The 13,835-nt window shown below is 68.2% G+C and carries 11 protein-coding genes; 5 read left to right on the plus strand and 6 right to left on the minus strand.

All coding sequences use genetic code 11. From position 1 onward, the window contains the following. Positions 1-138: 138 nt before the first annotated feature. The 5 genes from I9P22_RS06295 to I9P22_RS06315 all read left to right on the plus strand — a co-directional run bounded on the left by I9P22_RS06295 (position 139) and on the right by I9P22_RS06315 (position 5,143). Positions 139-1,056: a carbohydrate ABC transporter permease gene (locus I9P22_RS06295; protein WP_199258506.1), complete on the plus strand. Its 918-nt coding sequence runs from the start codon at positions 139-141 to the stop codon at positions 1,054-1,056. 10 nt (positions 1,057-1,066) lie between these two features. Then, on the plus strand, positions 1,067-1,906 hold the full coding sequence (locus I9P22_RS06300; protein WP_199258507.1) for a carbohydrate ABC transporter permease: 840 nt from the start codon (positions 1,067-1,069) through the stop codon (positions 1,904-1,906). Between the two features lie 25 nt (positions 1,907-1,931). After that, positions 1,932-2,924: an ABC transporter ATP-binding protein gene (locus I9P22_RS06305; protein WP_199258508.1), complete on the plus strand. Its 993-nt coding sequence runs from the start codon at positions 1,932-1,934 to the stop codon at positions 2,922-2,924. A gap of 81 nt (positions 2,925-3,005) precedes the next feature. Continuing rightward, positions 3,006-3,743, plus strand: a complete 738-nt coding sequence (locus I9P22_RS06310; RefSeq protein ID WP_199258509.1) for a metallophosphoesterase family protein — start codon at positions 3,006-3,008, stop codon at positions 3,741-3,743. Next, positions 3,743-5,143 (plus strand): bifunctional serine/threonine-protein kinase/universal stress protein, encoded by a 1,401-nt coding sequence (locus tag I9P22_RS06315; protein ID WP_199258510.1) that lies wholly within the window; start codon positions 3,743-3,745, stop codon positions 5,141-5,143. The genes I9P22_RS06310 and I9P22_RS06315 overlap by 1 nt, the downstream gene beginning before the upstream one ends. Here I9P22_RS06315 and I9P22_RS06320 read toward each other — a convergent pair. From I9P22_RS06320 to I9P22_RS06345, 6 genes are all read right to left on the minus strand, one after another. Beyond that, the gene (locus I9P22_RS06320; RefSeq protein WP_199258511.1) at positions 5,140-6,027 is read right to left on the minus strand and encodes a cation diffusion facilitator family transporter; all 888 of its coding nucleotides are present in this window, start codon (positions 6,025-6,027) and stop codon (positions 5,140-5,142) included. The genes I9P22_RS06315 and I9P22_RS06320 overlap by 4 nt on opposite strands. 75 nt (positions 6,028-6,102) lie before the next feature. Continuing rightward, positions 6,103-6,369 carry a hypothetical protein gene (locus I9P22_RS06325; RefSeq protein ID WP_199258512.1) on the minus strand — a complete coding sequence of 89 codons (267 nt, stop codon included), beginning with the start codon at positions 6,367-6,369 and terminating at the stop codon, positions 6,103-6,105. Beyond that, positions 6,366-6,722 carry a hypothetical protein gene (locus tag I9P22_RS06330; RefSeq protein ID WP_199258513.1) on the minus strand — a complete coding sequence of 119 codons (357 nt, stop codon included), beginning with the start codon at positions 6,720-6,722 and terminating at the stop codon, positions 6,366-6,368. Before I9P22_RS06330 ends, I9P22_RS06325 begins: the two co-directional genes overlap by 4 nt. Before the next feature lie 192 nt (positions 6,723-6,914). After that, positions 6,915-11,447, minus strand: coding sequence for a glutamate synthase large subunit (gltB, locus tag I9P22_RS06335; RefSeq protein WP_199258537.1), 4,533 nt, complete (start codon positions 11,445-11,447; stop codon positions 6,915-6,917). A gap of 14 nt (positions 11,448-11,461) precedes the next feature. Next, positions 11,462-12,175 carry a hypothetical protein gene (locus I9P22_RS06340; RefSeq protein ID WP_199258514.1) on the minus strand — a complete coding sequence of 238 codons (714 nt, stop codon included), beginning with the start codon at positions 12,173-12,175 and terminating at the stop codon, positions 11,462-11,464. A gap of 111 nt (positions 12,176-12,286) precedes the next feature. Beyond that, positions 12,287-13,774 (minus strand): NAD(P)-dependent oxidoreductase, encoded by a 1,488-nt coding sequence (locus I9P22_RS06345; RefSeq protein ID WP_199258515.1) that lies wholly within the window; start codon positions 13,772-13,774, stop codon positions 12,287-12,289. Between the last annotated feature and the right edge of the window lie 61 nt (positions 13,775-13,835).

The following is a 13,835-nucleotide window of genomic DNA, read 5'->3' on the forward strand; positions in this document are numbered from 1 at the left end:
TGCTGAGACGAAATCCTTGCCGGGCCTGACGGCCCGAAGTGAAATGCTGGCCGGGCCTGACGGCCCGGCGATGGCGGGGGGCTTTCCGCCCCCCGCACCCCCCGAGGGTATTTTTCAAACGGAAAAGAGGAGGGCGTCATGGCGCAGCGGAAAGCGTTTCGCTGGCATATCGCGGTGTTTCTTGCCCCCGCGGTGCTGGTCTATACCGCCATCATGATCGTGCCGCTGTTCGGGACGCTGAACCTGTCGCTGTTCAATACCGGCGAGGGCGGGCGGGTCTTCGTCGGGCTGCGGAACTTCGCCACGCTGTTCGGCGATCCGCGCTGGTCGGCGAGCTTCTGGAACGCGCTGGGCAACAATGCCTGGTTCTTCCTGGTGCACATGCTGGTGCAGAACCCGGTCGGCGTGGCGCTGGCGGCGCTGCTGAGCTCGCCGCGGCTGCGCGGGGCGGCCTTCTATCGCACCGCGATCTTCATCCCGACCATCCTGAGCTTCGTCATCGTCGGCTTCGTCTGGAAGCTGATCCTGTCGCCGATCTGGGGCATTGCGCCGGGGATGCTGGACGCCGTCGGGCTGAAATCGCTGTTCGCGCCCTGGCTGGGTCGCGAGGGCACGGCGCTGACCACGCTGGCGCTGATCTCGGTCTGGCAATTCGTCGGCATCCCGATGATGCTGATCTATGCCGCGCTGCTGTCGATCCCCGACGAGGTGATCGAGGCGGCCGAGATGGACGGCGTCACCGGCTGGTCGCAGTTCTGGAAGATCAAGCTGCCGCTGATCCTGCCCTCGATCGGCATCATCTCGATCCTGACCTTCGTCGGCAATTTCAACGCCTTCGACCTGATCTACGTGACGCAGGGCGCCTTGGCCGGGCCGAATTTCTCGACCGACATCCTGGGGACCTTCCTGTACCGCACCTTCTTCGGCTTCCAGCTGCAGATCGGCGACCCGCATATGGGCGCGACCATCGCCACCGCCATGTTCGGCATCATCCTGCTGGGCGTCGGCTTCTACCTGTTCGCCATCCAGCGCCGGCTGCGCCGCTATCAGTTCTGAGGGGAGAGCCATGAGCCAAGCCCGCCATTCCACTGCTCGCAGCCTGGCCGCCCATGCCGTGCTGATCCTGTATACCGCGATCGCGCTGTTCCCGGTCTTCGTCGTGGTCATCAACAGCTTCAAGAACCGCCGCGCGATCTTCGCCGATCCGCTGGCCGTGCCGGGGCCGGAAAGCTTCGACCTGGTCGGCTATCGCACGGTGCTGGCGCAGGGGGATTTCGTCCTTTATTTCCAGAACTCGCTGATCGTCACCGTGGCCAGCCTGTTCTTCGTGCTGCTGTTCGGCGCCATGGCGGCCTTCGCGCTGTCGGAATACCGCTTTCGCGGCAACATGCTGATGGGGCTGTATCTGGCCTTGGGGATCATGATCCCGATCCGGCTGGGCACCGTCGCCATCCTGCAGATGATGGTGGCCTCCGGGCTGGTGAACACGCTGACGGCGCTGGTGCTGGTCTATACCGCCCAAGGGTTGCCGCTGGCGGTGTTCATCCTGTCCGAGTTCATGCGCGGCGTCTCGGACGACCTGAAGAATGCCGGCCGCATCGACGGACTGTCGGAATACACCATCTTCTTCCGGCTGGTCCTGCCGCTGGTGCGGCCGGCCATGGCCACCGTCGCCGTCTTCACCATGATCCCGATCTGGAACGACCTGTGGTTCCCGCTGATCCTGGCGCCCAGCGAGGCGACCAAGACCGTCACCCTGGGCAGCCAGGTCTTCATCGGCCAGTTCGTCACCAACTGGAACGCGGTGCTGGCGGCGCTGAGCCTCGCCATCCTGCCGGTGCTGGTGCTTTACCTGATCTTCTCGCGCCAGCTGATCCGCGGGATCACCGCCGGCGCCGTCAAATGATCCGTCTTGCAGCAAGGAGATCCCGATGGGAGCCCTGACCCTTACCCAAGTCACCAAGTCCTTCGGCGCCACCCAGGTCATCAAGGGCGTGGACCTGGCGGTCGAGGATGGCGAGTTCTGCGTCTTCGTCGGCCCCTCGGGCTGCGGCAAGTCCACGCTGCTGCGCATGATCGCCGGGCTCGAGGACGTGACCTCGGGCGACGTGGCCATCGACGGCGCGCGCGTCAACGACCTGGCCCCGGCCCGGCGCGAGATCGCCATGGTGTTCCAGAGCTATGCGCTTTACCCGCACCTGACCGTGCGCGACAACATGGGGCTGGCGCTGAAGCAGGCCGGCACGCCCCGCGCGCAGATCGAGGCGGCGACCGGCAAGGCGGCCGAGATGCTGGCGCTGGACCATCTGCTGGAGCGGCGCCCGGCCGAGCTGTCGGGCGGCCAGCGCCAGCGCGTCGCCATCGGCCGCGCCATCGTGCGGCGGCCGAAGCTGTTCCTGTTCGACGAGCCGCTGTCGAACCTGGACGCGGCGCTGCGCGTGCAGACCCGGATCGAGATCGCCCGGCTGCATCGCGAGCTGGGCGCGACGATGATCTATGTCACCCATGACCAGGTCGAGGCGATGACGCTGGCCGACAAGATCGTCGTCTTGCGCGGCGGCGTGGTCGAGCAGGTGGGCCGGCCGATGGACCTGTATAACGACCCCGATAACACCTTCGTCGCCGGCTTCATCGGCAGCCCGCAGATGAATTTCCTGGATGCCGGCAAGCTGGGCCTCAACTCGGACAGGCTGGGCATCCGCCCCGAGCACCTGACGCCCGGCGGCGGCCAGATCAGCGGCCGCGTCAGCCATGTCGAGAAGCTGGGCGGCGAGACGCTGGTCTATCTTTCCTCGGAGGACCACGGCCTTCTGACCGTGCGGCTGTTCGGCGAACGGGATTATGCCGTGGACGAGGTGGTGGGCCTGGGCTTCGAGCCGAACCGCGCCTTTCATTTCGACGCTCAGGGCAGGCGGCTGCGCTGACGCCTTTTGTCGCAGCGCGCTTGCGCGCCGGCCGGGCCGCTCCTACTGTTTTTTCAGGCAGGCAAGGGGGAGGGGCGGCCGGTGCTGCTTGCTGTGCTCAGCGACATCCATGCCAATCGCGAGGCCTTCGCCGCCGTGCTCGAGGATGCGCGGGCCCGCGGCGCGACCGGCTTCGCCATCTTGGGCGACATCGTCGGCTATGGTCCCGATCCGGAATGGTGCGTGGATCGTGCCATGCGGCTGGTGGCCGAGGGCGCGATCTGCCTTCGGGGCAATCACGACAGCGCCGTCGACGCGGCCGAAAGCCTGAATGCGCAGGCCCGCGCCGTGATCGACTGGACGCGGCCGCGGCTGTCACCGGCGCAGCGCGGCTTCCTGGCGGCCCTGCCGCTGACCGAGCGGCGGGGCGAGGTGCTGCTGGTCCATGCCGGGGCGCAGGCGCCGCGGGACTGGGTCTATGTGACCGGCCCCGGCTCGGCCGCGCCCAGCTTTCGCGCCTGCGACGCCCGGCTGATCCTGTGCGGCCACGTGCATGTGCCGCAGCTTTACAGCTGCGACCTGCGCGGCACGGTGCATGACCATCCGCCCCGCATCGGCGAGGGCTTTCCGCTGCTCGGCTCGCGGCGCTGGCTGGCGGTGCTGGGCGCGGTCGGACAGCCACGCGACGGCGTGCCGCAGGCCGGCTATGCGCTGCTCGACACCGACCGCAACGAGCTGACCCTGCGCCGGGTGGCCTATGACGCGGCCGCCGTCGCCTCGCGCCTGCGGGCCGAGGGCCTGCCCGAGGCGCTGGCGCAGCGCCTGCTGGAGGGGCGCTGATGCGGCCGGCCGAAGGGATGCGGATCGACGGCTTCACCCTGGGCCCGCGCCTGCACAAGGGCGGCTTCGCCACCATCTGGCCGGTGACGCATCCCGACCATGACCTGCCGATGGTGATGAAGGTGCCGACCATCCTGGACGGATTCGACGGTCCGACCATCGTCGGCTTCGAGGTCGAGCAGATGATCCTGCCGCGCCTCTCCGGCCCGCATGTGCCGCGGGTGATCGCCAGCGGCGGCTTCGACCCGATGCCCTATCTGGTGACCGAGGCCATTCCCGGCACCAGCCTGCAGCCGCTGTTCAACACCGCGCCTCTGGCCCTGGACCGGGCGCTGGACCTGGCGCGGCGCATGGCGGCGGCGGTGCACGACCTGCATCGCCAGCAGGTGATCCACCTGGACCTGAAGCCCGGCAACATGATGACCCGGCCGGACGGCACCGTGGTCTGCATCGACTTCGGTCTGGCGCATAGCGACCTGCTGCCCGACCTGCTGGCCGAGGAATTCGCCAGCCCGATGGGCAGCTTTCCCTATATCGCGCCCGAGCAGATCCTGGGCCGGCGCGACGAGCTGCGCAGCGACGTCTTCGCGCTGGGGGCGATGCTCTACCAGCTCGTCACCGGGCAGCTGCCCTTCGGCGACCCGCCCGGCCTGCGCGGCGCCCGCCGGCGGCTGTGGCGCGACCCCTTGCCGCCGCGCGCCATCGACCCGGGCATCCCGCCCTGGCTGCAGGAGGTGATCCTGCGCGCCCTGGCCGTCGATCCGGCCGAGCGCACCGCCTCGGCCGCGCAGCTTCTGTTCGATCTGGAACATCCCGAGAAGGTGGCGCTGACCGCCCGCGCCACCCGCATGACCCGCGACGGCTTCTGGACGGTCTGGCGCCGGCGGCGCCGGATGGGCCGGCTGCGCAGCTTCGCCCGGCCGCCCGGCGGCACCGCGGCGCAGATCATGGAAGCCCCGGTGCTGATCGCCGCCGTGGACCTGGCGCCGGACATGGAGCGGCTGTCCGAGCGCATCCTGAACGGCATGCGCGACCTGCTGTCGGTGCGGCCGCAGGCGCGGGTGGCCTGCGTCAACGTCATCCGCACCCATCGCATCGGCATCGACACCGGCACCGACGACGAGGGGCGGCACCTGCATGTCAGCCGGCTGGTGGCGCTGAGGGCCTGGGGCCAGCGCCTGGGCCTGCCCGAGGACCGCGTGACCTTCACCGTGCTCGAGGGCACCGACCCGGCCGGCGAGATCCTGGACCATGCCCGCCGCATCATGGCCGACCATATCATGATGGGGGCGCGGGCCAGTTCCTCGACCCGGCGCTATCTCGGCTCGGTCTCGTCCCGCGTGGTGGCCGAGGCGCCCTGCGACGTGACCGTGCTGCGCCTGCCGCAGTCCGGGGGCTAGATCACCAGAACGCCCGAATGCTTGGCCTTGTGCTCGGGCTCGACATGGATGGTGATCAGCGCGCCGGGCAGCTTCTTCTTCAGCGCCTGCTCGACGCGGTCGCAGATCTCATGCGCGGCATCGACCGTGGTCTGGCCGTCCACCACCAGGTGGAAGTCGATGAAAGTGCGCGGCCCGGCATGGCGGGTGCGCAGGTCATGCGCCTCGATGGCGCCGGTGGCCGCGTCCGAGATGGTGGCGCGGATGTCGGCCAGCGTTTCCTCGGCCACCGCCTCGTCCATCAGCCCGGAAAGCGAGCTGGCCGTGACCTTCCAGCCCGACCACAGGATGTTGAGCGCGACCAGCGCCGCCAGCGCCGGGTCCAGCACCGCCCAGCCGGTCAGCACCGCCAGCGCCACCCCGGCCACGACGCCGGCCGAGGAGATCACGTCCGACAGCAGGTGATGCCCGTCCGCGACCAGCGCCGGCGAGCGCAGCCGGCGGCCGCGACCGATCAGCACCCAGCACCACAGCCCGTTCAGCACGCTGGCCAGGCCGTTGACCAGCAGCCCCTGCCAGGGCGCGTCCAGCATGCGCGGGTTCTGGAAGCCGTGCCAGGCTTCGCGCAGGATCAGCAGCGCGGCGACGATGATCATCACCCCCTCCAGCACGGCGCTGAAGAATTCGGCCTTGTGGTGGCCATAGGGATGGTCCTTGTCGGCGGGCTTGGCGGCGACGCGGATGGCGATCAGCGCCGCCAGGGCCGTCGCCACGTTCACCGTGCTTTCCAGCGCGTCCGAAAGCAGCGCGACCGAGCCGGTCAGCCACCAGGCCAGCGCCTTCAGCCCCAGCACGACCAGGCCGACGAGGATGCTGCCCAGGGCGATCTTCTCGGTGGCGGACATGCCGATTCCCCTTCTGGTCCCGCGCCGGGGGTTCTCTAACGCCCCGTGCCGGCCCCGCCAACCGCCTTTCCGGCCTCAGGCGCCCAGCCGGGCCAGCCCCGCCATCACCGCCGCCGTCACGACGCCGAAGATCAGCGAGGCCAGCAGCCAGTTGCGCCAGAACGGCCGGTGCGGGCCGATCAGGTCGGTCTGCGGATCCTTCTTCAGCTTGCCCTCGGCAAAGCGCGCGCGGCGCTTGTCGAAGGTGGCCCGCGCCATCGGGGTCTTGAACATCAGCGCGAAGGCCGGTCCGGCGAACAGCGCCACCAGCAGCACGAAGACCGCGGCCATGCCGCCGGTCATTGCGCCAGCGCCTTGAATTCCAGCGTGACGCCATTCGCCATCAGCGAGAAGCTGCCGTCATCGCCCAGCGGCTTTTCCTCGGCGCAGAGCGGCTCTGCGGCATCGGTCGGCTGCACGCACAGCCTGCCGTCCTCGCGCCACCATTTGCCCTCGGCGACCGGCTTGGGGTTGTTGTCCTCCATGTCGGCGAAGGTGCCGTCCTCCTTGAAGATCGTGCGGTTCTGGCTGCCCTCGACGGTCACCACCGAATAGATGCCGGGCTTCATCGGGCCTTCGCCCTGTTCGTCGCGGCAACCCGTCAGCAAGGCCAGGGCCAGCAGCGGGGCAGAGATCAGCAAGGATTTTCTGGTCATGAAACGCATCCTGAAAGCAGCAAGAAACGGGTCTTGTTCCCATGCGAGAACCGCCGGCGCAAGCCCCGCGCCCTTCATCCTGAAAGGCCCGGCCTGCCAGCCCGCGGCCATCCAGCGCAAGGACAGGACCGCGGCCCGAGCCGCCATTCGCTGCGCCCGACAGGCAAAGGGGCCCCGCGGGGCCCCTTCGGATCACTCCGCCGGGATCGCCGCCAGATCCTCGACATCCGCGATGGGATGCTTCAGGTGCGGCAGCATCTCCCTGGGGCAGACTTGCAGGAAGTTCAGCTTTTCTTCCTCCCAGTTCTGCAAGATCCCCTCGGCCCGGCGCGAGCGGGTCTCCTGGTAATGCCGCTCGACCAGCCCCCTCAGCTGCTCTTCCCAATGCGGCTGCGTCACCGGGCACAGCACCAGCGTCTCGGCGTTGATATAGTCGCGTGCCAGCCCCTCGGGATCGTAGAGATAGGCCATGCCCCCGGTCATGCCGGCGCCGAAATTGGCCCCGATCCGGCCCAGGATCACCGCGACGCCGCCGGTCATGTATTCGCAGCCGTTGCTGCCGCAGCCCTCGATCACCACCTTGGCGCCCGAGTTCCGGACCGCGAAGCGCTCGCCGGCGCGGCCGGCTGCGAACAGGTGGCCGTCGGTCGCGCCATACAGAACGGTATTGCCGATGATGGTGTTGTCCGCCGCGACCAGCGGGCTGGCCATCGGCGGCCGCACCACGATGGTGCCGCCCGAGAGCCCCTTGCCGACATAGTCGTTGGCATCGCCCGAGACCTCGATCTTCAGCCCCGGCGCCGCGAAGGCACCCAAGGACTGCCCGGCGCTGCCGGTCAGCCGCACCGTCAGGTGATCGGGCTGCAGGCTGTTGCGCATGCCGAAGGTCTGCACGATCATCGAGCTGGTCCGGGTGCCGACCGTGCGCTGGGTGTTCCGCACCGCGTAGCTCAGCTGCATCTTCTCGCCATCCGAGAAGAAGCGGCTGGCGTCGCGGATGATCTCGGCATCCAGCGTGTCCGGCACCGCGTTGCGCGGCTTGCTGCGGTCGTAGACGATCTTCTCGCTGCCATCGACGGTGATCAGCAGCGGGTTCAGGTCCAGGTCGTCCAGCGACTTGTCGCCCCGGCTGACCTGGGTCAGCAGGTCGGCGCGGCCGATCACCTCGTCGAGCGAACGCGCGCCGATGCTGGCCAGGATTTCCCGCACCTCGGTCGCATAGAAGGTGATCAGGTTCACCACCTTGTCGGCCGAGCCGGTGAACATCGCCCGCAGCTTCTCGTCCTGGGTGCAGACGCCGACCGGGCAGGTGTTCGACTGGCACTGGCGCACCATGATGCAGCCCATGGCGATCAGCGCCGCGGTGCCGATGCCGTATTCCTCGGCCCCCATCATCGCCGCCATGACGATGTCGCGGCCGGTGCGCAGGCCGCCGTCGGTGCGCAGCGTCACCCGGTCGCGCAGCCGGTTCATCGCCAGAACCTGATGCGCCTCGGTCAGGCCCATCTCCCAAGGCAGGCCGGCGAACTTGATCGAGGTCGCCGGGCTGGCCCCGGTGCCGCCGTTGTGCCCCGAGATCAGGATCACGTCGGCCTTGGCCTTGGCCACGCCCGCCGCGATGGTGCCGACGCCCGAGGACGCCACCAGCTTCACGGTGATCTTGGCGCGCGGGTTGATCTGCTTCAGGTCGTAGATCAGCTGCGCCAGGTCCTCGATCGAATAGATATCGTGGTGCGGCGGCGGCGAGATCAGCGTCACGCCCTTGGTCGAGTGCCGCAGCCGCGCGATCAGGTCGGTGACCTTCATGCCGGGCAGCTGGCCGCCCTCGCCGGGCTTGGCGCCCTGGGCGACCTTGATCTCCAGCTCTTCGCAGGCGTTCAGGTATTCGGCGGTGACGCCGAAGCGGCCCGAGGCGACCTGCTTGATCTTGGCGCAGGGGTTGTCGCCATTCGGCAGCGGGTGGCTGTGCGCCGGGTCCTCGCCGCCCTCGCCGCTGTCGGATTTCGCGCCGATGCGGTTCATGGCGATGTTCAGCGTCATATGCGCCTCGGGCGACAGCGCCCCCAGCGACATGCCCGGCGTCACGAAGCGCTTGCGGATCGAGGTGATCGATTCCACCTCCTCCAGCGGCACCGGCTTGCCCAGCGGCTTGATGTCCAGCAGGTCGCGCAGGTGGATCGGCGGGTTCGCCCGCATGGTGGCGGTGAACTGCTTCCAGACGTCATAGCTGGCCTTCTCGCAGGCCACCTGCAGCAGCTTCATGGTGTTGGCTTCCCAGGCGTGCTTCTCGCCCGAGCGGCGCGCCTTGTAGAAGCCGCCCACCGGCAGCAGGTCGGTCACCGGGCTGTGGAAGCCCTTGGCGTGGATCTCCTCCAGCTTGGCCTGCAACCCGTGCAGACCGATGCCGGAAATGCGCGACTGCATGCCGGGGAAATATTCCGCGACCATGGCGCGCGACAGCCCCACCGCCTCGAAGTTCAGCCCGCCGCGATAGGAGCTGAGCACCGAGATCCCCATCTTGGCCATGATCTTCAAGAGTCCGGCGTCGATGGCATCGCGATAGTTGCGCATGTTCTCGATCAGCGAGCCCGAGAGCAGCCCGCGCTCGATCCGCTCGGCGATGGTGTCCTGCGCCAGATAAGGGTTCACCGTGGTCGCGCCGCAGCCGATCAGCACCGCGAAATAATGCGGGTCGATGCATTCCGCCGAACGCACGTTGAGCGAGCAGAAGGTCCGCAGCCCCTTGCGCGTCAGCCAGGAATGGATGGCGCTGGTCGCCAGGATCATCGGCAGGCCGATGCGGTCCGGGCCGATCTTCTCGTCGGTCAGCACCAGGTGGCCGGCGCCGGAACGCACGGCATCCTCGGCCTCGGCGCGGATGCGGGCCAGCGCCTCGGCCATGGCCTCGGGGCCGGCGCCATCATCGAAGGTGCAGTCGATCTGCGTCACCGCATCGCCGAACATCTTCATCATCTCGGCAAATTCGCCATTGGCGACGAAGGGGCTTTCCAGCAGCAGGATCTCGGTCTGCGCGCTGGATTCGTCCAGCACGTTCTTGAGGTTGCCGAAGCGGGTCTTGAGGCTCATCACCCGCGTCTCGCGCAGGCTGTCGATGGGCGGGTTGGTCACCTGGCTGAAGTTCTGGCGGAAGAAATGCGACAGCGGTCGATACTGGCCCGACAGCACTGCCGGCGGGGTGTCGTCGCCCATCGAGGCCAGCGCTTCCTTGCCGTCCTCGGCCATCGGCGCCAGCATCGATTCGATTTCCTCGACCGTGTAGCCGGCGGCGATCTGGCGGCGGCGCAGCTCCTCGCCGGTAAAGGCCAGTTCCTCGGGCAGGTCGCGCATCACCTCGGACAGCTGCACCACCTTCTCGATCCACTCGCCGAAGGGCTGGGCGGCGGCCAGGTAATCCTTGATCTCGCGGTCGTGGTAGAGCTTGCCCTCGGCCATGTCGACGGCGATCATCTGGCCCGGACCCAGCGCGCCCTTCTCGCGCACCGTGGTTTCGTTCACCGGCACCATGCCGGCTTCCGAGCCGGCGATCAGCAGGTTGTCGCCGGTCACCACATAGCGCAGCGGCCGCAGCCCGTTGCGGTCCAGGCCGCCGCAGACCCAGCGCCCGTCGGTCATCGCCAGCGCTGCCGGCCCGTCCCAGGGTTCCATCACCGCGTTGCAATAGGCATACATGTCGGCCCAGGCCTGCGGCATGTCGGTGGTGGCCTTGGACCAGGCCTCGGGCACCAGCATGGTCTTGGTCATCGGCGCCGAGCGGCCGGACCGCACCATCACCTCGAACACCGCATCCAGCGCCGCCGAGTCGGACGACCCGCCGGGGATGATCGGCTTGATATCCTCGGCCATCTCGCCGAAGGCGCGGCTGGCCATGCGGATCTCGTGGCTGCGCATCCAGTTCGAGTTGCCCTTCAGCGTGTTGATCTCGCCGTTATGGGCCAGCATGCGGAAGGGCTGCGCCAGCCACCATTGCGGGAAGGTGTTGGTGGAATAGCGCTGGTGATAGATGGCGAAGGCGCTTTCGAAGCGTTCGTCCTTCAGGTCGGGATAGAATTCAGCGACCTGCTCGGCCAGCATCATGCCCTTGTAGATGATCGACCGGCAGGACAGCGTGCACAGGTAAAGGCTGCTGATCTGCGCCGCCAGCGCCGCCTTCTCGATCCGGCGGCGGATGATGTAGAGCTCGCGCTCGAACTGCTCCTGGTCGATGTCCTTTTCGCAGCGGATCAGGATCTGCTCGATCTCGGGGCGGGTGGCATTGGCCTTTTCGCCCAGAACGCTGGTGTTCACCGGCACGTGCCGCCAGCCATAGATGTAATGGCCCATGCGCAGCACTTCGGACTCGACGATGGTCCGGCAGGCCTCCTGCTGGGCGAAATTGGTGCGCGGCAGGAAGCATTGGCCGACGGCGATCAGCTTCTTCTGGTCCGGCTCGTGCCCGGTGCGGCGCACCTGGTCGTAGAAGAAGGGCACCGGGATCTGCACATGGATGCCGGCGCCGTCGCCGGTCTTGCCGTCCGCGTCCACCGCGCCGCGATGCCAGATCGCCTTCAGGGCGTTGATGCCGGCCTCGACCACCTTGCGGCTGGACTTGCCGTCCAGGTTGACCACCAGCCCGACGCCGCAGGAGGAATGCTCGTCCTCGGCCCGATACAGCGAATGTTCGGCCATCCAGTCGCGGCGGGCCTGTTCCTGCTGTTCCCAGCTCATCTGTTCACAGTCCTTCACGTCCGTGCCTCCTTCATAAGCTGCCCGAGGGTGCCGGCGCCCTGGCCGCCCACCATCTGCAGGTCGCAATCATATTCCGGCACGGTCGAGCCGAAGCCGGGTTGTCCGGGGAACGAGAAGGTCACCGGGCTGTCGTTGGTCTCTTGCCGCGCGCCGGTCCAGTCCTCCGAGGTCTCGACCCCGCCATAGAACCGGCCCTGGGCGCGGCTGATGAATTGCTGGCCCTGGCGCTGGATCAGCACCTCGCCCGTGGCGCTGAAGGTGGTCAGCTCGAAGCGCGTGACCTCCAGCGTCACGCCGTCGATCTGCACCGTCTCGCCGGTCAGCTCGTCATGGCCGACATGGCGCAGCCGCTCGCCGCTGTTCGAGCGGGTCCAGAAATCGAAATCGTCCCGCCCGGTCCTGGCCAGCGTGCTGAACGAGGCATGGTCGGCCGCCTGCTCCTCCAGCACGTCCACCAGGCCGCTGCGCAGGTCGGTGCTTTCCATCCAGCGCGTCTCGCGGTCGATGCGCGACTGGTAGGTGGCGCCCTCGCGGGTGAAATAGGTCACCCATTGGTCGCCCGGCGCGTCGCCGCTGCAGCGGTAATGCTGCGAGACGGTGCAGCCGCGGTTCTGCACCGTGATCTCCAGCCGGCAACCGTCGGGCGGAGTGAAATTCGCCGCCGCGGCCGGAAGCGCGAAAGGCGGCAGCGTGGAAAGGGTCAGCATGGCTGCCGCACCCGCCGCAAGCGTTGCGCGGCGCCCGGCCGGCAACGCGCGCAGCCGGTGTACGCCCTGTGTACGCCCTGTGCCTTTGCTGTGCATCATGGTCACACCCCCTTATTCGGCGGCGACGCGGGTGCTGTCGGCCAGGAAGCCGGCGATGCTGTCGGCGGCCTCGCGGCCGTCGCGGATCGCCCAGACCACCAGGCTGGCGCCGCGCACGATGTCGCCCACGGCAAAGACGCCGGGCAGGCTGGTCTGGTGCGTCTGGTAATCGGCCTTGACCGTGCCCCAGCGCGTCACCTCCAGCCCCTCGACGCCCCAGAGCCGCGGCAGCTCCTCGGGCTCGAAGCCCAGGGCCTTGATCACCAGGTCGGCCGGCTCGTCGTAATCGGCGCCCTCGATCAGCTCGGGCGACTGCCGGCCGCTGACATCGGGCGCGCCCAGCCGCATCTTCTGCACGCGCACGGCGCTGATCGCGACCGGCTCGCCGTCCACGTCGAGCTCCTGCGCCAGCCGCGCCTCGCCGGGGACATGGCCGACAAAGGCGCCGGGGGCGGAAAGCCACACGAATTCGACGCCTTCCTCCTCGGCATTCTGCACCTCGCGCTGGCTGCCCGGCATGTTGGCGCGGTCGCGGCGATACAGGCACTTGACCGATTGCGCGCCCTGGCGGATGGCGGTGCGCACGCAGTCCATGGCGGTGTCGCCGCCGCCGATCACCACGACGCGCTTGCCGCGGGCGTTCAGCTCGCCATCCTCGTAATCCGGGATCTCGTCGCCCAGGTCGACCCGGTTCGAGGCCGTCAGGTAGTCCAGCGCCCGCACCACGCCCTTGGCCTCGGCATTGTCCACGTCCAGGTCGCGGGTCTTGTAGACGCCGGTCGCGATCAGCACCGCGTCATGCTTGCCACGGATCGCGTCGAAGCTGATATCCTCGCCGACATTGGTGTTCAGCACGAATTCGACGCCGCCGTCGCGCAATTGCCGGGTGCGGCGCTCGACCACGGGCTTTTCCAGCTTGAAGCCGGGAATGCCATAGATCAGCAGCCCGCCGGCGCGGTCGTGGCGGTCGTAGACGGTGACCTGGAAGCCCATGCGGCGCAGCCGGTCGGCGGCGGCAAGCCCGCCCGGCCCGGCGCCGATGATGCCGATGGATTCCGGGCGTTCCTGGGCGGGGGCGGCGGGCTTGACCCAGCCTTCCTCCCAGGCGGTGTCGGTGATGTATTTCTCGATCGCGCCGATGGTGACGGTGCCGTGGCCGGATTGCTCGATGACGCAATTGCCCTCGCACAGCCGGTCCTGCGGGCAGATGCGGCCGCAGATCTCGGGGAAGGTGTTGGTTTCCTGGCTGCGCAGATAGGCTTCCTGCGTGCGCCCCTCGGCGGTCAGGCGCAACCAGTCGGGAATGTTGTTATGCAGCGGGCAATGGCTCTGGCAATAGGGCACGCCGCATTGGCTGCAGCGGCTGGCCTGTTCCTTGGCCTTGGCGTCGGCGAACTCGCGATAGATCTCGTGGAAATCCTCCGAGCGCGATGCCGCGTCCCGTTTCTCGGGCATCTCGCGCCCGACGGTGACGAATTTGAGCATCTTCTGCGTGGCCATGGCTGCGCGTCCTTCGATGACGAGGGTGTTCACCGCCTGATAAGTCAGGCCGCAGCCAAAT

Origin of the sequence: Paracoccus binzhouensis, from assembly GCF_016446475.1 — a bacterium.
Classification (GTDB): domain Bacteria; phylum Pseudomonadota; class Alphaproteobacteria; order Rhodobacterales; family Rhodobacteraceae; genus Paracoccus; species Paracoccus binzhouensis.

Excerpts from the sequence above, each read along its gene's own strand:
- I9P22_RS06295 (WP_199258506.1), top strand. The coding sequence starts at position 139 with ATGGCGCAGCGGAAAGCGTTTCGCTGGCATATCGCGGTGTTTCTTGCC.
- I9P22_RS06300 (WP_199258507.1), top strand. The coding sequence starts at position 1,067 with ATGAGCCAAGCCCGCCATTCCACTGCTCGCAGCCTGGCCGCCCATGCC.
- I9P22_RS06305 (WP_199258508.1), top strand. The coding sequence starts at position 1,932 with ATGGGAGCCCTGACCCTTACCCAAGTCACCAAGTCCTTCGGCGCCACC.
- I9P22_RS06315 (WP_199258510.1), top strand. The coding sequence starts at position 3,743 with ATGCGGCCGGCCGAAGGGATGCGGATCGACGGCTTCACCCTGGGCCCG.
- I9P22_RS06320 (WP_199258511.1), bottom strand. The coding sequence starts at position 6,027 with ATGTCCGCCACCGAGAAGATCGCCCTGGGCAGCATCCTCGTCGGCCTG.
- I9P22_RS06325 (WP_199258512.1), bottom strand. The coding sequence starts at position 6,369 with ATGACCGGCGGCATGGCCGCGGTCTTCGTGCTGCTGGTGGCGCTGTTC.
- I9P22_RS06330 (WP_199258513.1), bottom strand. The coding sequence starts at position 6,722 with ATGACCAGAAAATCCTTGCTGATCTCTGCCCCGCTGCTGGCCCTGGCC.
- gltB (WP_199258537.1), bottom strand. The coding sequence starts at position 11,447 with ATGAGCTGGGAACAGCAGGAACAGGCCCGCCGCGACTGGATGGCCGAA.
- I9P22_RS06340 (WP_199258514.1), bottom strand. The coding sequence starts at position 12,175 with ATGCTGACCCTTTCCACGCTGCCGCCTTTCGCGCTTCCGGCCGCGGCG.
- I9P22_RS06345 (WP_199258515.1), bottom strand. The coding sequence starts at position 13,774 with ATGGCCACGCAGAAGATGCTCAAATTCGTCACCGTCGGGCGCGAGATG.